This is a genomic window from Pseudomonas sp. M20 (assembly GCF_045037865.1).
In the GTDB taxonomy this organism is placed as follows: Bacteria; Pseudomonadota; Gammaproteobacteria; order Pseudomonadales; family Pseudomonadaceae; genus Aquipseudomonas.
The window spans coordinates 3,123,242-3,148,905 of the sequence record NZ_CP173611.1; the positions used below are offsets into that span (position 1 = coordinate 3,123,242).

The window sequence follows — 25,664 nt, forward strand, 5'->3', positions numbered from 1 at the left end:
CGTTTTCTAACCTGCGATTCAATTCCTGAACGTGAAGCCGAAATTGCAACGCATCGCCCAAGCAACAGACCACGTTTTCGGAGTGTTTTCTAAACGTGGTCTGTCCCCAGTCATTTTTCCCTCTTCATTCCCGAAAGAGCAGGAAGTTGGCCGATTATTACGATTCAATACTGGTAATCCAAAAAGAAGAATATTGCGTATAGAAAGAAAGCAAAAGACGCCAAACCGGCTCGCCAGGTGGGATCTGCATCTCTGCCCAGCCCACCCGGGGCGATTGAAATACCCGCGCCACGAAAGTAGCAATAGACACCTTGTGCAAACCATAACTGGGTTGCCAGCACAGTGAAAAAGCGCCCCCAGCTACTATTGAATTGCAGATAACCATTTATGACTGCGGCGACAAGCAATGCAACACCCACCATGTGGTGGTGTTTAAAAAGCGCTGCAATTATTGATTTAATGGGAATAGGCATCAGCCGCTTCCTTTACAAGATTGTCCCACACCTCTTGCGTTCCTAAGTAATTGGAGATCCTTCCCGCATCCACGGCCGGAATGCCCTTAGCTACCAGAAATTTCTCAAACCCTGTGCTCAAGATATTACTGGCGGTTGTTTTTGGCAGATCACTGTCCAAATATCCCGCGAGCATCGATGCAGCCATTGATGAGTTCGACAAAATTACCGATGCTTTCGCCGGCCCCATGACTGCTCCCCAACTCATCGCATACCCAACATCCTTGACCATTTGAATGTTTGCAGCTCTGATCCACTTGAGTGTCTGTGGATCCTTCAGATCAATATTACCTCCCGTTGCGATGCATTCAGCAGTTGCACAGGGATAAAACCGTGGTGTGTAGTTCTTGCCGTCGATGGTGATGGGTACACGATACCCGCCATTGCTATCCATGGGGTACCCAGTGAGCCGGTCACGACCGCCAGAACCATCAGAACTGAACTGAGACCATCCATCTTTGACGATTGATGAAAACCCCATCTCCGCTTCCAGTGTCCATGAATAGAGGTCGGTTTTCCCTTGTATGTACGCCACAACATCATGATCGCTACCAGTGAAGTTCTGTACAAAGAGTCCACTATTACCCAGCGGCAACCAATTACCATCGGGATCATACATACCTTCTTGAGTCGCTACGATATCGCTGCCTGGGCCGATCTTCGTCCCTTTGACAAAAGACAATCGCAACTGAGCTTCAATCTGCTCCACCGTGTACTTGCCATTGCTTTCAGCAGCCAGTCGCCGTGCCAGAGCCTTCTCTTCCGGGTGTAACTGGCGGTTGAACGTGGTGGCGTTCATGGCGATCTGAGCACCAGTGTCGACGTCCCCTCCCACCGCGGATGAAGCCAGAATACCGGTGAGTTGAGAAAGCACGCCTTCAATGTTTTTGTCGCCATTAGCCATACTGGCCAGCACGTTTATCATTGCCTGATTGAGCCCTGCCGAAGCCGCACCAGTGGCGAAGTCACTGCCTGTCGCTTTCGAAAGTAGCCCACCCATAATGGCGTGCGCGAGAATTTTCTGCGGACTGCCTTCAGGGTAAGAGACGTAGTCGCCTACCAGTTTGAATCCGATCGCCATGGCCGAGTTACCGGCCTGCGATGCTAAAGCGTTGCCTAGATTGCGCCCCAAATCCCCACCGTTCAGAGCAGTACTGATTGTTGCCTGAGTAGCGCCCTGACTCAACGAATAAGCCGTAAAGCCCAGCATCCCGTCGAGCGTACTAAGGTTGAATCCATGTTCAGGCTGAACGACTTCAATGCCTTGAACGCCGAAAAAATCATTCAAGAAGGAAGACGTGAAGCCGGCTGTTGCAGCCCCGGTCAGATAGTTCTTCAAATTGTCTTCAGCCAGGAGATCTTTGAAGACAGCACCTATATCTCCCTGGTTATTGATGAAACTGATTGAAGCAGTTCCGGCCATTGATGTCAGAACACTGGAGGCCATCACGTTACCCCATCCAGCTGCAGTGAACTGAGCGCCTGCCGCAACGGCCTGCGCGGTAGTCGCAGCCGCCATGGTGGTCCCTGATCCGGCAGTTGCACCTGCGGCTGCCCCTACAGCACCACTGGCAGCACCTGCAGTAAGAACAGTGATAATGATGAGCACCGCCAGCATCAAACCGGGCCCCATGCCGGAGCTACTGTACTGGTATGAGTCGTGCGTTTCCTTGACCAGACGCCAGTCCACGTCCCCGCGAGCTTCCAGATCCTTAAGCCACGCGAGCTTTGGGTCTGCGTTGACCATTACATCGATTGTCTGACTGATAGTGTGCTGGTCTAACTGCTTGATATCGACAGTCAATCCATTAACCGCATGAATGACCAGGTTACCTTCGGCAGTCAATTCACTCTGGCGTAAAGTCTCATCGGTTGTACCTTTGCCTTTGGCAGAATTCCAGGCAAGGCTGCTGCTGCTTTTATTGTGACTTTCCTGCTTGAGGTCTTTGACGCCTTCAAAAGTGATAGAGCCGCCACTGAAAAGGGACAGATCTTTTGCACTGGTGAGTTCAGCTGCTTGATAGCGCTGATCACCAGCGCTGACAAGAGTCAAATTGCCGCCACTGGAAATTTGCGTACCAATATTAGTTATCTTGGTGACTTCATCCCGCTTGGTTTCCTTTTTACCCCAGCTACTCTTTTTCTTTTTGTCATATAGAGAATAGTCACTGTCCTGTGCCGCCAGTAAATTGAGCTGATCTCCCGCGATCAAATAAGCCTCTTCGCCGGCGGTGACACGACTGGCTATCAGCGTCATGTCATCCCGAGCGCTAAGGGATATTTTCCCACCCGCTTCGACAGTCGTCTGAACCTGGTCAACGTGATCTTCCTTGCGGACAATTTTGCGATTTTTCGAGGCCGAGTGCTCTTCGTCGGCCGCAGAAGCAAAGAGAATATCTTGGCCCGCACTCATCGAGATATTCTGCTTGGCCGTAATTTCACTTGCGATTACAGCGATGTTTCGGCCACTTTCCACTGAAAGATTTCGACCCGCATCGACGTAAGAGCTCAACTGATCAACCGATTCTTTGAAATTTACAGAGTTACCTTTGTAGGAGCGCTCTTCCATCGACAGAATATTGACATCCCGCCCGGCATCCAAAAGCATGTCACGCCCACTCTGCAGTACTCCACCCGCAATAGTTACGTCACGCCCGGCTTTGATTGTCAGATCGTTTGCAGCCTCCACGCGCGCGGCAGAGTCGCCGTAGTCCTGATGTTGGGTTATACCAAGACCGCTGCGATCCATTCCGATAATCGTTCGCTCATTGATCACGTCGCCACGAACAGCCACCATGCTGACATCACCCCCGGTGATGATCCCGCCGGCCTTGTTCACCAGATTCTCACTGGCTAACAAATCCACTCGTCCGTTCGCTTCGATCAATCCACTGTTAACAAGATCTTTACTTGCGGTGGCCGACAGATTATTCGTCGCCTTCAACGTCCCGACGTTATCCAGGTTCTCACCGGCAATCAGCGTCACATCGTTACCGGCAATCAACGCCCCGGTCGGGCCCAAACGGCCATTGGCCTGGGCCAGATACACCACCGGCACCAACACTTTTTCGCCATTCACTTCGTGCTCTTCGAGCCAGACGATGTCGTGGGTCAGTGCCGCGACTTGCTGCGACGTGAGGCCGACGCCTACCGACAGGTTGAGTGCGTCCTTGCTGGCGATGGCGTTGTTCATCAGGTACTTGAACATGCCCTCGTTGGAGGTCTGGCCGTCGATGAAAGCCTGGCCGGTGCGTGCGGTGACGGCTTGCTGGATCAGGCGTTGTTCGTAGAGACCGTCACCGAGGCGCTTGGCGCTTTGGTCGGGGTCATAGCCGAGTTTTTCCAGCAGGTAGTCGGAGCTCATGAACGACTTGAGGTCGGTCAGCACCGGGTTGGTTTCGATCAGGTATTTGTGCGCGTTGGACGGCGCCCTGGTGTCCGGCAGGCCGGTGACGCGGGTCACCGGGCGGTTGTCGATCGAGTCTTTGGCGTCGTTGCCAGCACTCGGCGTGCGACGGAATGTATCGACTGCGCGGGTGCTGTCGGAGACCTGAGCCGGCGCGTCAATGAACAGATTGCGCGGACCGCCACTGGTGGCGGCGACCATGTGGTCCTGAGCGCTGACCGCTTGACCGCCCACCGTCCAGGTTGGCGCGGGGCCGTTGCCGGGCGATGCCGTGCTACTGCCCTGCCCGCTCAAACGGAACAAACCGTTTTCGCCGGTGGGCAGGGAGAAACCGGGCAAGCTCAGCGGATTGACTTGCTGCTGTGCAAGATCTGGCGGCAATTGGCTGTTGATGCGGACAACGGTAGTGCCACTCTTGCCGACGTTGGTGTCGGCGATTTTGTTAGTACCCCCAGCGGAGTTGTAGTCCTCATGGATAACGCTGTTTTCGACTTCCCGGGTGGCCGTGATCGAGACTTTGCCGCCCGCCTGGATGACCGCGTTGCGACTGGTGACTGTACCGGTGGAGCCGGTGCTGTCAGTGGGTAGCTCGATGGCATCGCCTTGCTGGTATGGCGCCAGTTCGCTCGGTAACGCAACCAGGTTATTGGGGTCGTACAGCGATGGCATCGAGGTTTCAAAGCCATATTTCAGCCCCGATAGCCCCCGACCATACTTGCGATCACTGACGACTTCGCCTGTTTCACTGTCTGTGAGAATAACGACTCGAAACGTCTCCCCGTCTCGCCCGCCCTCCCTTTTACTGCCTGATTTCGCGATGGCTTTGCGCACCGTGCTATCAGGGGCGAGGTAATACACATACGGAAAATCGGGGTTGTTGTGCTGGTTGTAAGGCGCAACGTAGTTGGCCATGAAATTTTCCGTGCTGCCGGCGCCCATTTCAAAGGCGTACTCGCGGGTGACTTCGATAGTCCCGCTTTTTGCGCCGATATTCTTCAGACTCGTAGCGTTGATATCGATGTTGCCACTGGCCGCCACCGTGCTTTTACTGTTGAGAAACGTGCCACCCTGAAATACAAAATCCTTGCCGACGTTGAGCACGGCAGAGGCGCTGGCGTCAGTGTCGACACTTTCATAAATCTCACGAGCCGTGAGGAAGTTGCTGAAAGTGCTGCCGACGCAGTCGCCACAACTGGCCGCGATATACCCCGATATCAGCTTGCGCTCAGACGAAGCCGCCGAGCCTTCAGTTCGGTTCTCGAACACATCGGCATTGAGCGTGAACCCGCCCACGCTCTCCATCGAGCCGGAAATGTTGTAGACCCCGGCAGCCCGCGCCGCACCGCCATATCCGCCGATGACTACATTGCCCAGGCTGTAGAAATCACCGTTCTGGTTGGTCAATGTACTGACGCCGAGCGTCATGTCATTGCCGCTGAAAATCAGTCCGCGATCGTTGAGCAATGAAGGCGTGTTGATGGTCAGGTTCTGCGCCGCCCCCAGACTGCCGTAGTTGGCAACGCTGCCAGCGTTGACGGTCAGGTCTTCACTGGACGTGATGCGGCCCGAGTTGATCAGTTGCCCGCTGACACGAATGGTCGACGTCGCACCGGCGGCAAAACTGCCGCCTGCACCGATGTTCATCTGCGCGACAGACAGTTCGGTCCCTCGCTGGCTGGTCAAGCGGCCGCTGCCGCCGTAACTGCCCGACAGCTGCATGTCGATAATGCCGTCACTGGCGATCAAACCGTGGTTGGTCCAATTGCCGCCACGGGCCTGTAGAGACTCCGAAGCCAGCAGCTTGCCGCTGGCGCTCTGGCTGAACTCGCGCACGTTAACGTTCAGGCGACCGGCCTGAATCGTGCTGGTGTTGTTCCAGGTATCGGCATTGAGCTCCAGCAGGCCGCCGGTGACGATGCTGCCGCCGGCCCCCAGCACATTGGCCGTAGAGATATCGAACTTGCCGCGCCCGACGTGGTTGAGTTGCCCACCGGCATTGAGGAAGCTACCGACCGCGAGGGTCATGTCAGTGTTGGCGGTTTCCAGTACGCCATTACGGTTGTCGAGCAGACCGCCGAGCTGAAATTCGGTCTTGCCGGAGGTGCCCAGGGAGCGCAGGCGACCGTTCTGGTTGTCGACGCTGGCGGCTTTGACGCTCAGTTGGCTGTTGCTTTCGATGACGCCCGTGCCATTGCGCAGCGCACCACTGAGGCCGAAGTCGATACGTTCGGCGGCGATCTGGCCGCCACTGTTATCGAGGCTTGCGGCGGTAACACCCAGCAGCCCTTTCGCGTAAAGCACCCCAGCGCCGTTATCCAGCGCCGCCGTGGTGATGCTGCTGTCTGCCGCTTGCGCCGAGATCCGCCCGCCGTTGTTGTTCAGGCCGGCCAGTGCCGACAGCGTCAGGCCCTGTGCCTGAATGATGCCGCCCTGACGGTTGTTGTTCAGGTCGAAACCATTGCGCAGAACACCAACCGTGCGTGCTTCCAGTGCACCTTTGATGCTGGCGAGTGTGCCGCCACGGTTATCGATGTTGGCGGCGTTGATCAGCACATCGCCATTCTGGGCGATGGCTTTGCCGCTCTGGTTGTCGAAATCGCCGCTGATCTCCAGCGTCAGCGCGCTGTCGCTCTGGATCGAGCCTTTAGCGTTGAGCAAGCTTGCCGCTTTCAGTTGCACATCGGCTTTCTGGCTGTAGATCAGGCCGTCGGCATTGTTGCTGACGGCGCCAGTGGCGGTTATCAGCAACTGGTCATTGGCGGCGACGGTGCCCTTGTTGCCGTTGTCCAGCGACCCCGTGCGCAGGTCCAGGGTTTTCTGGCTGGCGAGTTGGCCGTTCTGGTTGTGCAGATCGGTTACGCCCTTGATCAACAGCGGACCGGCAGCAGCGAGTTTACCGGCGTTGTTGTTCAGGTCACCGCTCAGGTTGAGGGTGATAGCATTGTTGCTGGCGATCTGTCCGCCACGATTATCGAGGCTCGATGCCGTGGCATTGAAGACCTGCTGTGCATTGATCACACCGCCGATATTGCTGAATGCCGTGCTGACGATATCCAGCGCCGCGCCACTGGCAATCAGGCCGCCCTGATTGTTATCAAGCGCACCGGACAACGTCAGGGTCTGCCCCGCCCCACTGCTGAGATTACCTTTGTTGCTGTTATCGACATTGTCAGCGTTGATACTCAAATTGCCCTGAGCGACCACAGCACCCGCGCCACTGTTGAGCAGCGCGCCCGTCAAATCCACGCTGACATCGGCGTACTTGCTGGACAGCGTGCCGCTGTCGCGGTTGTCCAGGCTGTTGCCGTTGACAGTGAGCCCTTGCCAGCCGGACATCAGGCCTTTCTGGTTGATCAGGTTCGTGCCGCGCACGAGCAGTTTTTCACCGCTGATGATTTTGCCGGCGCTGTTGTTCACCGCTCTGGCGATCACATCGAAACCGAGATTGCTCGAGAGTTCGCCATTCTGGTTGCGCAGGTCGCGCAGACGCTGGAGGGTCAGCGGACCTTTGGCGGTGAGCTGACCGTTCTGGTTGTCGAGGTCGCCGTTGGCCAGATCCAATGTGATCGATCTGTCACCCAGCAGTCGCCCGCCGTTCTGCGTCAGCGAGGTCAGCGTCAGGTCTATGTCGCCATTGCTGGAGACTTCGCCATCATTGCTGGAATCGAGACCGGTCGCCCTCAGCGTCAGGTTGCCTTTGCTGTTGATCAAGCCACTGTCGCGGTTGTTCAGTTCGGCACTGTCGATGTGCAGCGCCTGCGCGGCGCTAATCAAGCCTTTGGCATCGTTACGCAGCAGGCCATCGACCGTGAGTTCCAGGCCGCCACGGCTGATCAGGTTACCGCCGCTGTTGTTCAGGCTGGCGGCGCGGGCATCGATCGATGCGGCGCCGATCATGCCTTTGACGTTATCCAGCGCTGCGGCAATGCGCAGGATCAGCCCCTGATTGCTCAAAAGATTGCCGTTGCCGTTATCCAGACTTTGCGCGGTCAGCGTGAAGGCTTCAGCGCTGGAAATCGTACCGCCCTGGTTGTTGATGCCGTTGAGTTGTTTGAGCAGCAGAGTGCCAGGGGCGCTGATCAAACCACCATTGTTCAGCTGACCGTGATTCAAATCCAGACTCAGGCGCGTGTTGCTGAACAGCTTGCCGCCCTGTTGATCGAGTCCTGTAACCGAAGCCGTCAAAGCACCTTGACTGCCGATACTGCCGTCACCGGCATTGGTGACCTGAGCGGCGACGAGGTTCAGGGTGTCGGCACTGCTGAGCAGACCGTTGCTGTTATCGAAGGCGCCGGTGGTAACCGTGACTGCACCTTTACCGCTTAGCGTGCCCTGCTGGCGATTGTCGAGGCTGCCACTTTCAATGACCAGTGCACCGTCGGTGACAACCTTGCCGCCCTGGTTATCAACGCCATCACGGCTGACCAGCTTCAAATCGGCGGCACTGGAAAGACTGCCTTGAGCATTGGTCATCTGCGCGGTGTCGACCGTCAATGTCGCTTCACTGCTGACCTTGCCCTGGGTGTTATCAAAGGCGTCGGTGGCGGTCAGGAGCATGGTTTGCTGACTGCGCAATTCACCGCCGTTGTTGGCCAGGGTGCGCGATCTCAGCGTCAACAACGTGCCCGCATCGATCAGGCCTTTATTGCGGTTGAGCACGTCATCGACAGTCAGCGTCAAGGCTTTGCCGGTGAAGACCTTGCCGCCGTCACTGCTGTCGAGTTTTTTACCGGTGAGCAGCAGATCGCTGTTGGTGCTGATTTCACCGCCGCGGTTATCCAGTTCACCCACGGTCAGGGTCATGGCTTTGGTCGAACCCAACAGACCGCTCTGGCGGTTATCCAGTTGAGCGGCGTTGAGTTTGAGCACGCCGGTGGCGATCAACTTGCCTTTCTGGTTATTGACGTTCGGTGCCTGCACGTTGACGTCAGATTTGCCGGCGATGTTGCCGACCCGGTTGTCGAGAACACCGGCCGTGAGCGTGAGCTGGCCGTCGGCAATCACTGTGCCCAGCTGGTTATCCAGCGTTTTGTCGGTAGCCAACAGCAACACACCGCGACTGCTGATCAGACCTTCATGGTTATCGAGGCTGACGCTGTGGCTGTCCACGGCGGCGGCGGAAATTACCCCTTTGACGTTGTTCAATGCTTGCGCCATGCGTAGCGTCAAGCCTTGTTGCCCGAGGAGTTGACCGTTGCTGTTGTCGAACAGGCCGGTATCAATCCGGCTGTTCTGTTTAGCGATGATCAGGCCTTTTTGACTGTTGTCCAGGCTTGCGCTGTTGACGGCCAATGCGCTGTCGGTGCTGATCGAACCGGCCCGGTTGAGCAACGCTCCCGCGCTGGTGATCGTGAGCATGCCGGCACTGCTCAGGTTGCCTGTGCTGTTATCGATACGTCCGGCATTGAGGGTCAGCGTGCCTTCACTGCTGATGACACCCGTGGCGTTGGTCAGTGCATCATCAAGGGTTATCACCAGACCGTTGAGGCCACTGAGGATGCCGCCGCTGTTGTTCAGTGTGCGCCCGCTCACAGACGTTGCGCCCTTGGCCGAGATCTCGCCTTTGTTGCGGTTGTCGAGCAATCCGCTGACACGCACCGTCAGGCCGCCATCGCTGACCACCACGCCGCCATCGCGGTTATCCAGACCGGCCGCTTTGAAGCTCACTGACCGCCCGGACCCGAGCATGCCGTCACGGTTGTCCAGCGCCCCGCTCAGATCAATGTTGAGGCCCAGATCGCCAAGAATCTGGCCGCTGCGATTGTCTACAGTCCCGCCGCCCATGGCGATGGCTTGTGCACTGAGCGAACCGCTGCGGTTGTTCAGAGTCGCAGCGTTGACCGCCAAATAGCGGCTCGCCACCAGGCTCTTGCCGGTGTTATCGAGGTTCTGCGCGGTCAGGCTCAAATCCCCCGTAGCATTGCGACTGCCATCAGCATTGATGCCGGCTTCAATCACACCGTTGTTGGTCAAGCGGCCGCCAGCACTGAGTGTGATGTTGTCGCGGGCCGCAAGGCTTTGCCGGTTATTCAGATCACCTTGGGTTTGCACGTTCAGTGCGGTCCCCGCATAGACCGGACCGCGCGCATCGAGGCTGGCGGCTTTGACGTTGACCGCGCCGGTGGCCGAGGTATCGACCAGACTCAGTTGCCCATTGGCATCAAGCTGGATGTCGCCACCGCTGGCGATCAGTTTGCCGTCGAGTTTCACCCCGACCCCGGCTTCGGTGCCGACCAGTTTGATCGCCCCGGCGTACATGCCGCCGAGTGCCGAGGAGTCGATGGCCAACTGCGGTTTGCTGCTGCCGTCCTCAACGCGTGCGGTGGCGTTGAGGGTTTGCGCATTGACGTCGTTGCGACCTGCGACGATGGCCAGGTTCTGTGCCTGAATCTGTGCGTTGATTTTCGCGCTGCGGGTGATGATTTCGAAACGGTCGACGTTGCTGGCGTTAAGCCCGGCGCCCTCGATGGCCACCGAGCCCTGATCAACCTGAAAGCGATCCAGCCGGCCGTTGTCGAGCACCGGTTTGCCAGTGGTCAGCGTCACTCGAGGCGAGTTGATGAAGCCGCAACCGTTGCAGGTGATGCCATACGGGTTGGCGACAATCACACGCGCCGACTGCCCCGCCACTTCCGTGTACCCGCGCAACTGGCTCGGGTTTCCGCTGATGACTTCATTGAGAATTGCTTGCGCCGAACCGCTGTTCTTCAGGTTCGGGTTGTCGACGATGTGCCCGCCCAATTGGGTGACGTTATTCTGCGTGGAGCCGTTGTTGAGGATCAGCCCCTGCGCACCGACGTTATAGTCGTGGAACTGGTTATGCGACAGGCCGCTGGCGTTGGGCGTTGCGATGTTGATGATCGGCACGCCATTGCCGGCGCGATCCAGCGAGGTGTTGGGGTTGGCTACGACAATGCCGTCAGCCTGCGCCCACATCGGTTGCCAGAACATCACGTTCGCCAACAGGAACGCCAACCCGCGTTTGGGCATGCCCAAAAAAGACTCACGTGTTTTCACGGCCGCAGAAGGTTGGTCTGCAAGGAAGGCGAACTGACGAACATCCATGTCGATGATCTCGAAAAGTTGTTTTAGATAAAAAAGTCGAGGCGGAAATAGATCGGTGCTTCACGCTCGGTCAGCGCGTCCGGTCGTTCCAGGGAATGGGCAAATGTCACGCTGGCGGCGACGTGCTGGCCACGGGTGAACAGTTCCAGCGAGTTGCTCGACATGCGCCCATGCTGATTGCCGTTGTACTGATTGTTCTGGATCACGCCTTGGTCGTAACCGAGGCTGGTGCCGTACTCGGCGAACACCGGTTGCAGCCACTCGGCAGTCACCGGACGGCTCCAGCGCAGGTCGTTGCGCCAGTAGCCGCCGCTGTCGCCGGACAGCGATTGATCCTTGTAGCCACGGATCGACGACGATCCGCCGAGACTGGTGCGCTGTGAGCTGAACAACACGTCTTCACTGCGTTGACCGGTCATCAAACTGCTGAAACTGAACGACTCGCCCCACACTTTGAAGGGCTGCAGATAGCTCAGGGTCGCGGTGTATTTGCGGTAGCGCGCATTCGGCTCGCCGGGGCCGGGGTCATGGCTACCCTGTGCGTCGAAGGCGCCGATGCCTTCCTGCATGCCCGCGTCAAAGTTGACGAAGGCACTGCCGACACGGCGACCGTGGTTGAAGCCAAATTGTGCTTCGCTGATGCGGTTGCTGCTCAGTTTGAGTTTGCTGTCTTCGATGAAGTTGTTGGTGCGCAGGTACGACAGGCCAGCGCTGAGCGAGGTTTTGCTGACGGCGTCGCGATGGATCACCCGCTCGGCGCGCAACTGATGGTTTTCGCTGTCGCCGGTCTGTTTGAAGTTGTAGCCATTGGCGGCGATTTGCGAGCGGTACTCGCTCTGGCTGTACGTGTAGCCAAATGTCCACCAACCCCATGGCAAGCTGTAATTGAGCATGGCGTTATTGGAGGTGTGTTGATGGTCAGTCATCGCATCGTGACCGCCGCGCAGGCTCAACTGATCCGCCAGGCCAAGCGGGCTATCCCAATCAAAAGTCGTGCCCCATTGCTGCTCACCGGTGCTGCGCTGACCGTCGTTGTTGCGCGACAGCCCGACTCGCCATGGCTTCTGCGGGGTGTTGGTGACCAACACTTTGCTGCCACCGACGTTCTGGCCGGGCGCCAGCTCCATTTTTGCCTGATTCGATGGCAGACGGTTGAGCTGATCGACCATTTGCTCGATCTCGCGCAGGTTGACCAGTTCACCGGTTTTGCCGGGAAAGGCCATGGCCAGTTCCCGCTCCGAGAGCCGGCTGTTTTCCGCGCCTTTCATGCCTTCGAGCTTGCCTTCGACCACCAGCACTTGCAGGTGCCCGCTGGACAGATCCTGCTGTGGCAAGTAAGCGCGGCTGGTGACCAGACCTTTCTCGATGTAGTGATCGGTGATGACTTTGAGCAGTTCGTTGAGCTGCGGCACACCGAGGCATTCACCGATATAGGGTTTGAGCAGGCGAGTCTTGTCGCGCTCGGAAAGGCTGTCGGCACCTTTGAGTTCGATGTCTTTGATCGGGAAACAGCGGGTATCGTTGGGGGCTGCCGGTTGCGCAGGCCTGGCGTCCTTGCCGGGCAGATCCTTGAGTTCTTCGAGGCGCCGCTGCTGCTCTTCGAGCAAGCGGTTCTGCCGGTCACGGATAAGGTCGGTGTCACCGGGAGTCGGAGCGGCGACGGCAATCTGAAGTGGAGACAGGCACAGCAACGCTACGCACAACCTCGCCACGAGGGCGGGTGAGGACATGTTCGATCCCTCGAGACGAAAAGTGACATCAAAATAGTGGCGCGATATTAGATGGCCATCATTTTGACGTCAAACAATCGTGTCGACCGCTTGTCGGGTTTGTATCGAGGAATGTACGACCGGTTTCGGTGCAGCGAGGGCCCGTTTTCATTGATCTGGCGGCAGCGGGTGACTCAGTCAAGCAGCCCCGCCTTTCAGTGTTCAACACCCAGTCGTGTGGCGACGTCCTCGGGGGCCAGCACGCGGCCATCGGCCGCCGTTAAGGTCAGCTTGCGAATCGGCTGACGATTCTTCGCATCGACCATCACCGAACCCGGCTCACCCGGCGCATACATGAATTCACCACCCCACTGCGACAGCGCGACGATCACCGTCTGCAAGGCTTTGCCGCGCTCAGTCAGCACGTATTCCTTATACGCGCCGCCATCGGCCGCAGGCAGCGCTTGCAGGATCCCCTGCTCCACCAGCCCTTTGAGGCGCGCGCTGAGCATGTTCTTGGCGATATCCAGACTCTTCTGAAAATCATTGAAACGGCGAATCCCGTCCAGCGCGTCACGAATGATCAGCAGTGACCACCAGTCGCCGATCAGGTCCAGCGTCCGGGCCACCGGGCAGGCATTGCCCTGCAAACTTTTGCGTTTCACGTATGAGTACTCCATGCATTCGTCGATTGGCCTCGCGGCTCTCAGTTGCATCATACAACTCCAGGATACGTTCACGACTGGACCGACGCAAAACCAGCACCTGCATACAAGTAGCCGGAGCGCTTTGCGCTGATAGTGAATGCCGCCATTTCGGCAATGAACCCCGAAGCAGGAGTTTCCATGAGCACCTTCACCACGCAAGACGGCACCGATATCTACTACAAGGATTGGGGCAGCGGTAAACCCGTGCTGTTCAGCCACGGCTGGCCGCTGGATGCCGACATGTGGGAATACCAGATGGAATACCTGAGCAGCCGTGGCTATCGCACCATTGCCTTCGATCGCCGCGGTTTCGGTCGTTCCGACCAGCCGTGGACCGGTTATGACTACGACACTTTCGCCGATGACATCGCGCAACTGATCAATCATCTGGACCTGCGCGACGTGACGTTGGTGGGCTTCTCGATGGGCGGCGGCGACGTCAGCCGCTACATCGCCCGACATGGCAGCGAGCGGGTCGCCGGGCTGGTGTTGCTGGGCGCGGTGACGCCGTTGTTCGGCAAGAAAGCCGATTTCCCGCAGGGCGTCGACACCTCGGTGTTCGACGGCATCAAGGCCGGCCTGCTGCAGGATCGCGCGCAGTTCATTGCGGATTTCGCTGCGCCGTTCTATGGCACCAATCAGGGCCAGAAAGTATCTGACGGCGTGCTCACACAAACCCTGAATGTCGCCCTGCTAGCGTCGCTCAAAGGCACGGTGGATTGCGTAACCGCGTTCTCGGAAACCGACTTCCGTCCGGACATGGCGAAAATCGATGTACCGACGCTGGTGATCCATGGCGACGGCGATCAGATCGTGCCGCTCGAAACCACCGGCAAACAGGCTGCTGCACAAATCAAAGGCGCCGAGTTGAAGGTCTACGCAGGAGCGCCACACGGCTTTGCGGTGACACATGCGCAGGCCTTGAATGAGGATTTGCTAGCGTTTCTCAAACGCTGAAAATTCGGCATTAAAAAAGTCCGTCGGCATCGGCTTGACGGACTTTTTTGTTACCCTCGTTCAATGACCCCTTCCGACCGCAACGAAATGGACGAAGACATCTCTCTGCAAGCCGCCGATTGGTGCATGCGTCTGCACGATGATGAGTGTTCGCCGGCTGTACGCCAGGATTTCCAGCGCTGGGTACAACTCGACCCGCGCCACGCTTTCGAATACGCCAAAATGCTCGAGATCTGGGATCTCAGCGGCCAATTGCCGGATGAACCCGAGACGGCGAAAAAACTCCTCACCGGTCATGGTCTGGCGCTTGAGCGCAAGCGTGAAATTTAAGAGTCAGGTTCACCCCGACCTTCCCGCCTGCAAAGCTGTAGCCCGCATGGTTCAAGGCTTTCGCCCCTCTGCATCAGAATTTTATCTTCACATCCCAGCTTAATAATATTTTACCGATATCCCCCCTCTCCCTAGTCTGACCTCAAGCCAAACGGACAAGCCAACAGCGGCCCGAATCCCACTGCCTTGCTAGGAAGGATGTAGAGATGACCCCTGAAATAATAAAAACAGACACGTTGATCGTGGGTGCCGGCCAGGCAGGCGTCGCCATGAGCGAGCACCTGAGCAAACTCGGCGTGCCGCACCTTGTGCTGGAGCGCAATCGCATCGCCGAACGCTGGCGCACCGGGCGCTGGGACTCGCTGGTCGCCAACGGCCCGGCGTGGCACGACCGCTTCCCGGGCCTGGAATTCGATGACGTCGATCCCGACGGTTTCGCCCCGAAAGAACGTGTAGCCGACTACTTCGAAGCCTATGCGAAGAAATTCAATGCACCGATCCGCACCGGTGTTGAGGTGAAAAGCGTGGTGCGCAATGTCGGTCGCCCGGGTTTCACCGTCGAGACCTCCGAAGGTGTAATCGAAGCCAACCGCGTAGTCGCCGCGACCGGGCCGTTCCAGAAACCGGTGATCCCGGCGATTGCCCCGCAAGACGAACGTCTGCTGCAAATCCACTCCGCCGACTACCGCAACCCGCAGCAATTGCCGGCAGGCGCGGTGCTGGTGGTCGGTGCCGGTTCTTCCGGTGTGCAGATCGCCGATGAGCTACAACGTAGCGGCAAGCAGGTTTACCTGTCGGTCGGCGCTCACGACCGCCCGCCTCGCGCTTATCGCAACCGGGATTTCTGCTGGTGGCTGGGTGTGCTCGGCGAGTGGGATCAAGCGGCGATGAAACCCGGTCGCGAGCACGTGACCATCGCAGTCAGTGGTGCCCATGGCGGTCGCACCATCGATTTCCGTGGTCTGGCCCATCGCGGCATGACCCTGGTTGGCGTTACCGAGTCGTTCAATAAAGGCGTGGTGAGTTTCAAGCAGGACCTCGTCGGCAACCTTACTCGCGGCGACGAAAACTACCTGGCGCTGCTGGATGCTGCCGATGCCTACATCGAGCGTAACGGCCTCGATCTGCCGGAAGAACCGGAAGCGCGCGAAACCTATCCGGATCCCGAGTGCGTGAAAAACCCATTGGCCGATCTCGATCTGGCCAAGGCTGGCGTGACCTCGATCATCTGGGCCACCGGGTTCGCCGTGGATTACTCCTGGCTGCAAGTCGCCGCGTTCGACGACAAGGGCAAGCCTGTGCATCAGCGTGGCGTGTCGAGTGAGCCGGGGGTGTATTTCCTTGGTCTGCCGTGGCAGTCGCGTCGTGGCTCGTCGTTTATCTGGGGTGTTTGGCACGACGCCAAACACGTCGCCGATCACATCGCCACCCAGCGCAAGTATCTGGACTACCGCGATGCCGAGCAGCGTGAAGCGGAGTTGCACCAGAACACCCACAGCAAAGCTACCGACACCGTCGACGCTTGATGTCCCTTTTCGTACCGGCGCCGATGGCGCCGGGGCAAACCTTCTTCAGGAGCGCTCAATGAGCCAGCCAACCCACACTCGCATCCGCATGTTCAACACCAAAGACACCTACCCCAACCAGACGCTGGACAACGATTTGTGCCAGGCCGTGCGCGCCGGCAACACGGTGTATGTGCGCGGTCAGGTCGGCACTGATTTCGACGGCAATCTGATCGGTCTTGGCGATCCGCGCGCGCAGGCTGAACAAGCGATGCGCAACGTCAAGCAACTGCTCGAAGAAGCCGGCAGCGACATGAGTCATATCGTCAAGACCACGACGTACCTGATCGACCCGCGTTATCGCGAAGCGGTGTATGGCGAAGTCGGCAAATGGCTCAAGGGTGTGTTCCCGATTTCAACCGGACTGGTGGTGTCGGCGCTGGGGCAGCCGCAGTGGTTGATGGAGATTGATGTGATTGCGGTGATTCCTGAGTAAGGCATCACACCGAGTCGCGGCCTTCGCGAGCAGGCCAGCCCAGACACACAAGGAGTTCATTAGATGACCTTTTCAATCGCAGCCCGCTGCGCGGAAACCGGCCAGTTCGGTGTCGCCATCAGTTCCTCCAGCATCGCCGTCGGCGCGCGCTGCCCGTGGCTGCTGCCGGGTGTTGGCGCGGTGTCGAGCCAGAACATCACTCTGCCGTCCCTCGGCCCGGAAGTCCTTGCTTTGATGGAACAAGGCCTGGCACCCGACGATGCGCTGGACAAAGTCCTCACGCGCAACGGCTACAGCCAGTACCGTCAGATCACCGCGATCAACCACCTCGGCCAGACCGCACATTTCAGCGGTGCGCAAACCCTCGGCATACACAACGCCGTCAGCGGCGAACAGTGCGTCGCCGCTGGCAACATGCTCGCCGGGCGTTCGGTCATCGAAGCGATGGTCAGTGCCTTTGAGGGCGGCGAAGGTCAACTCGCTGATCGCCTGCTCCAAGCCCTGCACGCCGCGCAAGCACTCGGTGGCGAAGCCGGCCCGGTGCATTCGGCCGCTGTCGTGGTAGTCGGCGAACAGACCTGGCCGATCGTCAACCTGCGCGTCGACTGGGCTGATGAAGACCCGATCGGTCAGTTGCAAAAGCTCTGGGATGCCTACGAGCCGCAGCTTCAGGACTACATCGACCGCGCCCTCGATCCGGCCAAAGCGCCGGGTTATGGCGTGGCCGGTGATAACCGATGAACAGCGTCGAGTTGCTCAAAGCGTTGGTGGCGTTCGACACCACCAGCCGTGAATCCAACTTGCAGTTGATCGAATTCGTTCGCAATTACCTCGCGGGTTTCGACGTGCCGTGCGCGCTGATCTATAACGATGAGCGCAGCAAAGCCAACCTGTTCGCCACGATCGGCCCGGTGGATCAACCGGGCATTGTGCTGTCCGGGCATACCGATGTGGTGCCGGTCGATGGCCAGCCGTGGACGCTGCCGCCGTTCGAACTGACGGAACGCGACGGCAAAGTATTCGGGCGCGGTACCGCAGACATGAAGGGTTATGTCGCCTGCGTGCTCGCCCTGGTGCCGTCACTGGTTAAAACGCCGCTGCGCATGCCGGTGCACATTGCCTTGTCCTATGACGAAGAAGTCGGCTGCCTCGGCGTGCGCTCGTTGCTCAAGGTCTTGCAGCAACGTCCGATCAAACCGTTGCTGTGCATCATCGGCGAGCCGACCGAACTGAAACCGGTGCTCGGCCACAAGGGCAAACTGGCAATGCGCTGCGATGTGCATGGCCATCCGTGCCATTCGGCCTATGCCCCGCTCGGGGTCAACGCGATTGAATACGCCGCCGAACTGATCGCTGAACTGGGCCGCCTCGGCCAGCAGTTGAAAGCGCCGGAGCATCACGATGCGCGCTTCGATCCGCCCTACAGCACGGTGCAGACCGGCGTGATCAGCGGCGGCAAGGCCTTGAATATCGTCCCGGCCGATTGCCGTTTCGATTTCGAAATCCGCGCCCTGCCCTCACAGGACCCGATCCTCGTTGCCGAAGCGCTGCAAGCCTATGCCGAGCGCGAAGTGCTACCGCGTATGCGAGCGGTCAGTGCGCAGAGTGATATTCGCTTCAGCGCCTTGTCGGCGTATCCGGGGTTGGCCACTGATGCGCAAAGTCAGGCCGCCGAGTTGATTTCGGCTTTTTGCGGTTCGAAGGATTTCGGCACTGTGGCGTTCGGAACTGAAGGCGGTCTGTTTGATGCTGTCGGCATTCCGACCGTGGTCTGCGGGCCCGGTAGCATGGATCAGGGCCACAAACCCGATGAGTTTGTCAGCCTCGATCAGTTGCAGGCTTGCGATCAGATGCTCCAGCGCATGCTTGCGTTTATCAGAGCTTGAACCCTGGCCCGACCGCCCTCACGGGTGCTCTCGGGCCAGTTCTTCGCGGCAATGATCGACAAACAACTGCGCCGGTTTGGTCAATTGCACACGACGCAACCAGGCCGCCGACAAGCCCGAACCGGTGACGTTTTCCGCCAGCGGCACACAGACGACTTGCTGACCGTCGTAGGTGTAGTCGCTGAACGGTTTGGTCACCAGAATCGAAAAGCCGAAACCATTGCCGACCATGCCGCGCACCATCTCGATCGACGGTGAGCTGAAGACGATGTTCGGCGTCAGCCCGCGCTCTTCGAAGATACTCACGAAATAGGTGCGGCTCGGCACCACGTCGAGCAGGATCATCGGTTCCAGCACCAGATCATCCAGCGAGACTTTCGCCTGTTGCGCGAAGCGGTGGCTGGCCGGCAGCAACGCGTAAGGCTGTTGCGGCGGCATCAGCGGCGCAGTTTCGATAGTGCTGTCCAGATCGTGTTCGAACAGCATCGCCACGTCGATGCTGCCAGCGGTCAGGGCCTGCACCAGTTCTTGTTGCTCGCCATCACGAATGCGGATTTCCACCCCCGGCCAACGCGCCTTGAACCCGGCGATCAGACGCGGCAGGTACAGCGGAGCAACGGTTTCGAAACAGCCGATATCGATCTGCCCCGCGACCACATCATTGTCGGCCAGCGCGTTCTGCTCGAATTCGTGAGCCACGCGCAGCAGCTCCAGCGCCTTGCGATAGAACCGCGAACCGCTGGGCGTCAGAGAGACGCCTTGAGCGTGATGGCGGATGAACAACTGCACGCCGAAGCTTTCCTCCAGGTGCTTGATGGCCGTGGAGACCGACGGCTGCGCGATGTACAGCTTGCGCGAGGCTTCGGCGACGCTGCCGCAGTCGGCCGTGGTGACGAAGTATTTGAGCTGACGCAGGTTGTAGGCAGCCATGTGAGTCTCCCGAAGAGCGCGAGTGTTCGCCCTGTTCCCTGGCGCACGATCAGGTTTGAACATACCGGACGCGCGCATCCGTCGAAGCATATTTTTTTTAAGGTCTGAAGCAACAAACTTACTAATTTATCTATCCCGACGCTTTGCACATGATCACTTCAACAAGAAATGCGCCGCCCGTGCCGGCGCTTGCCGAAGTACGTCCACGTACTCATCCTTGCCTTGGAGTTCGTCATGGCTACCCCTGCAGCATCCTCCGCTCCGCTGATTGAAAAACACACGATAGGATACGTGCCCCACGAAGATCGCCACGGAAAGGTCAGGGATCTGTTCACGCTCTGGTTCGGCGGCAATATCGCGCCGTTGCCCATCGTCACCGGTGCGCTGGGCGTGCAGTTGTTTCACTTGAATCTGCTCTGGGGCATCGTCGCGATTCTGGTCGGCCATCTGGTTGGCGGCGTACTGATGGCGCTGCACTCGGCGCAAGGCCCGCAAATGGGCATCCCGCAAATGATCCAGAGCCGCGCGCAGTTCGGCTCCCTCGGTGCGTTGCTGGTGGTGTTGATTGCCGGCGTCATGTACATCGGCTTTTTCGCCTCCAACATCGTGCTGGCCGGCAAGTCGCTGCATGGCGTGGTCGACAGCGTTCCTGTGCCGGTCGGCATCGTCATTGGCGCAGTCGGTTCGGGAGTCATCGGCATCATCGGCTACCGCTTTATCCACGTGCTCAACCGCATCGGCACGTGGGTGTTGGGGATCGGCATCGTCGTCGGTTTCGGCTATATCTTCACGCATATTCAGACCGATGATTTCCTCACTCGTGGCAGCTTCAACCTCTCCGGTTGGCTCGCCACGGTGTCGCTGGCGGCTTTGTGGCAGATCGCGTTTGCGCCTTACGTGTCTGATTATTCGCGTTACCTGCCGGCGGACGTGAAAGTCTCGTCGACGTTCTGGACCACGTACCTGGGGTCGGCGCTGGGGTCGAGTCTGGCGTTCATCTTCGGTGCCGTCGCAGTGCTGGCGACGCCGGTGGGCATGGACACCATGGACGCGGTCAAACTCGCCACTGGCTCCATCGGCCCGCTGATGCTGGTGCTGTTCCTGCTCAGCGTGATCAGTCACAACGCTCTCAACCTGTACGGCGCGGTGCTGTCGCTGATCACCCTGGTGCAGACCTTCGCCTATCGCTGGATCCCCACCGCCAAGAGCCGCGCGGTGATCTCGATCATCGTCTTGCTGGCCTGCTGCTTTGCCGCCGTTGGCGCCTCGAAAGACTTCATCGGCCACTTCGTCGACATGGTGCTGGTGTTGTTGGTGGTGCTGGTGCCGTGGACGGCGATCAACCTGATCGACTTCTACGCGATCCACAAAGGCCAGTACGACATCCAGTCGATCTTCCAGGTCGATGGCGGTATTTACGGCCGGTACAACCCGCAAGCCCTGCTGGCCTACGCGATCGGTATCGCCGTGCAGATCCCGTTCATGAACACGCCGCTGTACGTCGGCCCGGTGTCGGCGCACATCAACGGCGCGGATCTGTCGTGGCTGGTGGGACTGCTGGTGACCTCGCCGTTGTATTTCTGGCTGGCCAATCGGGACACCTCCTATCGTCGGCGGATGATGGGCGGGAAACTGGCGAGCAGTCTGTGAGATTGATTCGCTGAAAATGAAGGCCCGCACTGTGCGGGCCTTCTCCGTTGCGGTGTGGTATTTCTTTACCCCTGACGACGATTGGGTAAGGGACATCCAATGCTGCGAATACTCGGTAAAGCCTCATCGATCAACGTGCGTAAAGTGCTGTGGACATGCGCTGAATTGCAGATTCCCTTTAAGCGAGAAGACTGGGGTTCGGGGTTCAGATCGACGAACGATGCGCAGTTTCTCGCGCTCAATCCCTGTGCCATGGTGCCGGTAATTCAGGACGGGGATTTCACGCTATGGGAATCGAACACGATCATTCGTTATCTGGTGTCGCGCTATGACGGCGCGCAGTTTTATCCGACGGAGCCGATGGCTCGAGCGCGGATTGATCAGTGGATCGACTGGCAAGCGTCGGAGCTGAATCGTTCGTGGTCGTACGCCTTCATGTCACTGGTGCGTCAGTCGCCCGACTATCAGGACAATGCCACGCTGGCGGTCGGGATTGAGCAATGGTCAAAAAACATGGCCATCCTCGACCGGCAACTGGAAAAGACCGGCGCTTACGTCAGCGGCGAGCAGTTTTCCCTGGCGGACATTCCCATCGGGCTGTCGGTGAACCGCTGGTTCGAAACGCCACTGGCTCACCCGGATTTTGCCGCAGTGAAAGTCTATTACGAACGCTTGAGCCTGCGTCCCGGCTACGTGCTGCACGGTCGCAACGGCACGCCGTGATAGAGATCATTTGCCTTTGAATGCCTCACGCCGCGCCTGTCGTTCGGCGGCGTAGGCAGCTTGTGGCTGGCTGATCAGATCTTGCCGACGCAAGGGTTCGCCACAGTGATCGCACAGCGGCCCGAGGCCGGCGTCGTGGTTGCAGTTTTTGTGGGTCATGTTCACTGCCAGCCCTTCCTCCGGTGCTTTGCACCAGGTCTCACCCCAAGCCCGCAACGCGATGATCACCGGATAGAACGCCTCGCCTTTCGCGGTGAGGTGATACTCGTAGCGTTTCGGCCGCTCGTTGTACAAGCGTCGTTCGACCAACCCATCCGCTTCCAGACATTTCAGACGCGCGGCAACCATTTGCGGGGTACCGCCGGTCTGCGCCTGGATTTCGTCATAGCGATGATTGGCCATGAACAACTCGCGCAAAACCAGCACTGTCCAGCGGTCTCCGACGATCGTCTCGGCCCGGGAGATCGGGCACAGCGTGTCAGGAAGACTATTGTTTACTGCCATCAGGGCTTGCCTCTTTTACAGTTACTATGATTATCATATCTACACGATGCCGGGACAAGCCCTGCGCACCGATAATCCCAATGCCGGAGCAAGCCGCCATGTCGAATACCCCCTATCCGCTGGACAGAACCGCCTACCTGTTGGTCGATCCGTACAACGATTTTCTTTCGGACGGCGGTAAGATTTTCCCTTTGATCAAACCCATGGCCGAACAGAATGGCCTGCTCGATAACCTGCGCAAACTCGACCGCACCGTGCGCGAGCTGAAAATGCCGGTGGTCATCGTACCCCATCATCGCTGGGAAAAAGGCGACTACGAAAGCTGGGACCACCCTACCCCGACCCAATGCAAGATCATGCACATGCACCACTTTGCCCGCGGAGAATGGGGCGGTGAATGGCACCCTGATTTCGCCCCGAAGGACGGCGATATCGTGGTTCAGGAACACTGGGGTTCGAGTGGTTTCGCCAACACTGACCTGGATTTTCGCCTGAAGCAGCAAGGCGTCACCCACGTGATCATCGTCGGCCTGCTGGCCAACACCTGCATTGAAGCCACCGCGCGCTATGCCGCGGAACTGGGCTACCACGTCACCCTCGTACGCGATGCAACAGCGGCCTTCAAAGCAGAAATGATGCACGCCGCCCACGAGCTCAACGGCCCGACATTCGCTCACGTGATTGCCAACACTGACGAACTGATTGCCAACCTCCAATCCCAAGGTGAAGCGCAATGAATCTGTCCGGCCATTTGCTGATCGGCGCGGCGGATGTCGCCGCCACCGCAGGCACGATGAAAGCGCTGAATCCGGCCACTGATCAGTTGATCGAACCCGACTTCGCCTTCGGCGGTGCCGCACAAGTTGATCAGGCTGCAACACTCGCCGATGCAGCGTTCGACCGCTACAGCCACACCTCGCTGGCCGAACGCGCGGCGTTCCTCGAAAGCATCGCTGACAATCTCGATGAAGTACGCCGCGAACTATCTGCACGCGCCGCACTGGAAACCGGACTGCCGCAAGCCCAGCTCGAAGGCGAAGCCGCGAAAGCGGCAACCCAGTTCCGCCAGTTCGCCGATGTGGTGCGCCGGGGCCGCTTTCTGCAATTGGCCATCGACCCGGCGCAACCCGAGCGTCAGCCGCGCCCACGGATGGATCATCGCCTGCAAAAAATCGCCATTGGCCCGGTGGCGATTTTCGGCGCGAGCAACTTCCCGATCTCCTACTCGGTGGCGGGTGGCGATACCGCGTCGGCACTGGCGGCCGGGGCGCCGGTGATTCTCAAAGCACACAACGCGCATCCCGGCGCTTCGGAAATCCAGGCGCAAGCCATTCGTAAAGCCGTGCAGGCACATGGCTTGCCCGAAGGTGTTTTCTCGATGGTGCGTGGTGGCGGCAATGCCATTGGCGAAGCGCTGGTCGATCATCCGTTGATCAAAGCCGTGACCTTCACCGGCTCCAAACAGGGCGGCATGGCGCTCTATCGCCGCGCGCAATTGCGCCCCGAGCCAATCCCGGTGTTCACCGAGATGACCAGCGTCAACCCGACCTTCATCCTGCCCGAGGCCATGGCGGCTCGCGGCGCCGAAATCGGTGACGGCTTTATCGAACGGATGTTGGTCAATGTCGGTCAGGCCTGCTTGTGTCCGTCGATCCTGATCGCCGTACGCGGTGCGGGGTTTGATGAACTGCGCAGCGCCATGCGTAAACGGGTCAGCGAGGCACCGGCACGGACGATGCTGACGCCGGGCATTCATGGCGCCTACGTCGAGGGCTTGATGGTGATGAAAAGTGCCGGCGCGCAGGTGATCGCGGCAGGCACACCGGCCAATGCCACATTCGCCGGACGTGCTGCGTTGCTGGAAGTCGAGGGACACCAATTGCTCAGCGAGCCGGGGTTGGCCCATGAAGTTTTCGGCCCGTCGGCGCTGCTGGTGGCGGTCAACGATGAAGCCGAACTGCTGGCGGTCGCCCGCTCATTCAAGGGTCAGCTCAGCGCGGCGATTCACCTTGAAAGTGTCGATCTGGAATTGGCGCGGCGCCTGCTGCCGATTCTGGAACGGCGCACCGGACGCATCGTGGTCAACGCCTTCGCCCACCCACAGGAAGTGACCTTTGCTACGGTGCACGGCGGCCCTTTTCCGGCCACATCGGACAGCCGCTTCACTTCGGTCGGCATGACCTCGATCGAACGCTTCTTGCGGCCCGTGGCTTATCAGGGTTTTCCGGATGAGTTGTTGCCGCAAGTGTTGCGCGAAGGTAATCCGCTGAATCTGCCGCGCAGCGTCGACGGGCAATAACAGGAGCCAGTGCGCGGCACACGCGATCATGCATCTGCGCGCACGACCCCGCGCTCTTCCAGCAAGCGCACAAACATGCTCAAACTGCGCGACACCGTGCCCCGTCGCCACACCAGCCAGGTGGTCAAATAGCGAAAATCCGCTGCCAATGGCCAGACGCTGACGGTCGCACTCCCGGGCATGCTCTGCAGCATTTTGCGCGGCATCAGCGCCAGACCGGCGCCGGCGCTGACACAGGCGAGCATGCCGTGGTAGGACTCCATTTCGAAAATCTTGCCCGGCACAGCGGCGTCGGTGCTGAACCATTTTTCAAAGTGGTGACGGTAGGAGCAGTTGGAACGGAAGGCATAAATATTCTCGCCGTTTACGTCCGCTGCGCGCTTCACGGGCGGGTGGTTGATCGGGGCGATGATGACCATTTCTTCCTCGAACGCCGGCACGCCTTCCAGTGTTGGATGCAGCACCGGGCCGTCGACAAACGCTGCAGCCAGACGCCCGGACAGCACGCCGTCGATCATCGTGCCGGACGGTCCGGTGGACAGATCGAGATCGACTTTCGGGTGCAACTGGTTGTACGCCGCCAGCAATTCGGGAATGCGTACGGCGGCCGTACTTTCCAGCGAGCCCAATGGAAAAGCGCCCTGCGGTTCCTCGCCCGCCACCGTCGCCCGAGCCTCCTGCACCAGGTCGAGAATGCGCCGCGCGTATTCAAGAAAACTCCACCCCGCCGGGGACAAACGCAGACGGCTTTTCTCGCGAATAAACAGATCAACGCCCAAATCCTGCTCAAGTTGCTTGATCCGCGTGGTCAGGTTCGACGGCACGCGATGGATCTGCGCGGCGGCGGCGCTGATGCTGCCGTGTTCGGCAACGGCTTTGAAGATTTCCAGCTGCACCAGATCCACATTCATTCTCCAATTGTGAAAGAAACGATCTTTATTATTCAGTTTCCAGAAAACAAACACCACCCTACTCTAGGCTCATC

At 58.9% G+C, this 25,664-nt stretch carries 17 protein-coding genes; 10 read left to right on the plus strand and 7 right to left on the minus strand.

Going from position 1 to position 25,664, the window contains the following annotated elements:
* Positions 1-164: 164 nt before the first annotated feature.
* From ACI514_RS13790 to ACI514_RS13805, 4 genes are all read right to left on the minus strand, one after another.
* Positions 165-473, minus strand: coding sequence for a hypothetical protein (locus ACI514_RS13790; RefSeq protein WP_405124066.1), 309 nt, complete (start codon positions 471-473; stop codon positions 165-167).
* Positions 457-10,983 (minus strand): DUF637 domain-containing protein, encoded by a 10,527-nt coding sequence (locus ACI514_RS13795; RefSeq protein WP_405124067.1) that lies wholly within the window; start codon positions 10,981-10,983, stop codon positions 457-459. Before ACI514_RS13795 ends, ACI514_RS13790 begins: the two co-directional genes overlap by 17 nt.
* 23 nt (positions 10,984-11,006) lie before the next feature.
* Complete coding sequence (locus ACI514_RS13800; RefSeq protein ID WP_160057389.1) at positions 11,007-12,713, minus strand: ShlB/FhaC/HecB family hemolysin secretion/activation protein; 1,707 nt, start codon at positions 12,711-12,713, stop codon at positions 11,007-11,009.
* A 194-nt stretch (positions 12,714-12,907) separates the two neighbouring features.
* Positions 12,908-13,357: a helix-turn-helix domain-containing protein gene (locus ACI514_RS13805; RefSeq protein WP_160057388.1), complete on the minus strand. Its 450-nt coding sequence runs from the start codon at positions 13,355-13,357 to the stop codon at positions 12,908-12,910.
* A 180-nt stretch (positions 13,358-13,537) separates the two neighbouring features.
* Between ACI514_RS13805 and ACI514_RS13810 the strand changes: the two genes are divergently transcribed.
* The 6 genes from ACI514_RS13810 (at position 13,538) to argE (ending at position 18,573) form a co-directional block, all read left to right on the plus strand.
* Complete coding sequence (locus tag ACI514_RS13810; protein ID WP_160057387.1) at positions 13,538-14,356, plus strand: alpha/beta fold hydrolase; 819 nt, start codon at positions 13,538-13,540, stop codon at positions 14,354-14,356.
* A gap of 63 nt (positions 14,357-14,419) precedes the next feature.
* Positions 14,420-14,686, plus strand: a complete 267-nt coding sequence (locus ACI514_RS13815; protein WP_160057386.1) for a DUF4880 domain-containing protein — start codon at positions 14,420-14,422, stop codon at positions 14,684-14,686.
* A gap of 206 nt (positions 14,687-14,892) precedes the next feature.
* Positions 14,893-16,212, plus strand: a complete 1,320-nt coding sequence (locus tag ACI514_RS13820; RefSeq protein WP_160057385.1) for an NAD(P)/FAD-dependent oxidoreductase — start codon at positions 14,893-14,895, stop codon at positions 16,210-16,212.
* Between the two features lie 58 nt (positions 16,213-16,270).
* Positions 16,271-16,687 (plus strand): RidA family protein, encoded by a 417-nt coding sequence (locus ACI514_RS13825; protein WP_099758743.1) that lies wholly within the window; start codon positions 16,271-16,273, stop codon positions 16,685-16,687.
* A gap of 63 nt (positions 16,688-16,750) precedes the next feature.
* Positions 16,751-17,428, plus strand: a complete 678-nt coding sequence (locus tag ACI514_RS13830; RefSeq protein WP_160057384.1) for a DUF1028 domain-containing protein — start codon at positions 16,751-16,753, stop codon at positions 17,426-17,428.
* Positions 17,425-18,573, plus strand: a complete 1,149-nt coding sequence (gene argE, locus ACI514_RS13835) for an acetylornithine deacetylase (protein ID WP_405124068.1) — start codon at positions 17,425-17,427, stop codon at positions 18,571-18,573. The genes ACI514_RS13830 and argE overlap by 4 nt, the downstream gene beginning before the upstream one ends.
* Positions 18,574-18,591: 18 nt before the next feature.
* On the opposite strand, the gene ACI514_RS13840 is transcribed toward argE, so the two are convergent.
* Positions 18,592-19,503, minus strand: a complete 912-nt coding sequence (locus ACI514_RS13840) for a LysR family transcriptional regulator (protein ID WP_160057382.1) — start codon at positions 19,501-19,503, stop codon at positions 18,592-18,594.
* Between the two features lie 234 nt (positions 19,504-19,737).
* On the opposite strand from ACI514_RS13840, the gene ACI514_RS13845 reads away from it, so the two are divergent.
* Together ACI514_RS13845 and ACI514_RS13850 are read left to right on the plus strand one after the other, a co-directional pair.
* Complete coding sequence (locus ACI514_RS13845; protein WP_160057381.1) at positions 19,738-21,153, plus strand: cytosine permease; 1,416 nt, start codon at positions 19,738-19,740, stop codon at positions 21,151-21,153.
* Between the two features lie 99 nt (positions 21,154-21,252).
* Positions 21,253-21,876, plus strand: coding sequence for a glutathione S-transferase (locus ACI514_RS13850; protein WP_405124069.1), 624 nt, complete (start codon positions 21,253-21,255; stop codon positions 21,874-21,876).
* Positions 21,877-21,882: 6 nt separating this feature from the next.
* Here ACI514_RS13850 and ACI514_RS13855 read toward each other — a convergent pair whose 3' ends face one another.
* Positions 21,883-22,380, minus strand: a complete 498-nt coding sequence (locus ACI514_RS13855; protein ID WP_160057379.1) for a helix-turn-helix domain-containing protein — start codon at positions 22,378-22,380, stop codon at positions 21,883-21,885.
* A gap of 98 nt (positions 22,381-22,478) precedes the next feature.
* On the opposite strand from ACI514_RS13855, the gene ACI514_RS13860 reads away from it, so the two are divergent.
* Positions 22,479-23,117 carry an isochorismatase family cysteine hydrolase gene (locus ACI514_RS13860; RefSeq protein ID WP_405124070.1) on the plus strand — a complete coding sequence of 213 codons (639 nt, stop codon included), beginning with the start codon at positions 22,479-22,481 and terminating at the stop codon, positions 23,115-23,117.
* Positions 23,114-24,679: an aldehyde dehydrogenase (NADP(+)) gene (locus ACI514_RS13865; RefSeq protein ID WP_405124071.1), complete on the plus strand. Its 1,566-nt coding sequence runs from the start codon at positions 23,114-23,116 to the stop codon at positions 24,677-24,679. Before ACI514_RS13860 ends, ACI514_RS13865 begins: the two co-directional genes overlap by 4 nt.
* A 26-nt stretch (positions 24,680-24,705) precedes the next feature.
* Here ACI514_RS13865 and ACI514_RS13870 read toward each other — a convergent pair whose 3' ends face one another.
* Entirely contained in the window at positions 24,706-25,584 is an 879-nt protein-coding gene (locus ACI514_RS13870; protein ID WP_160060076.1) for a putrescine utilization regulator PtrR, read from the minus strand.
* Positions 25,585-25,664 lie beyond the last annotated feature (80 nt).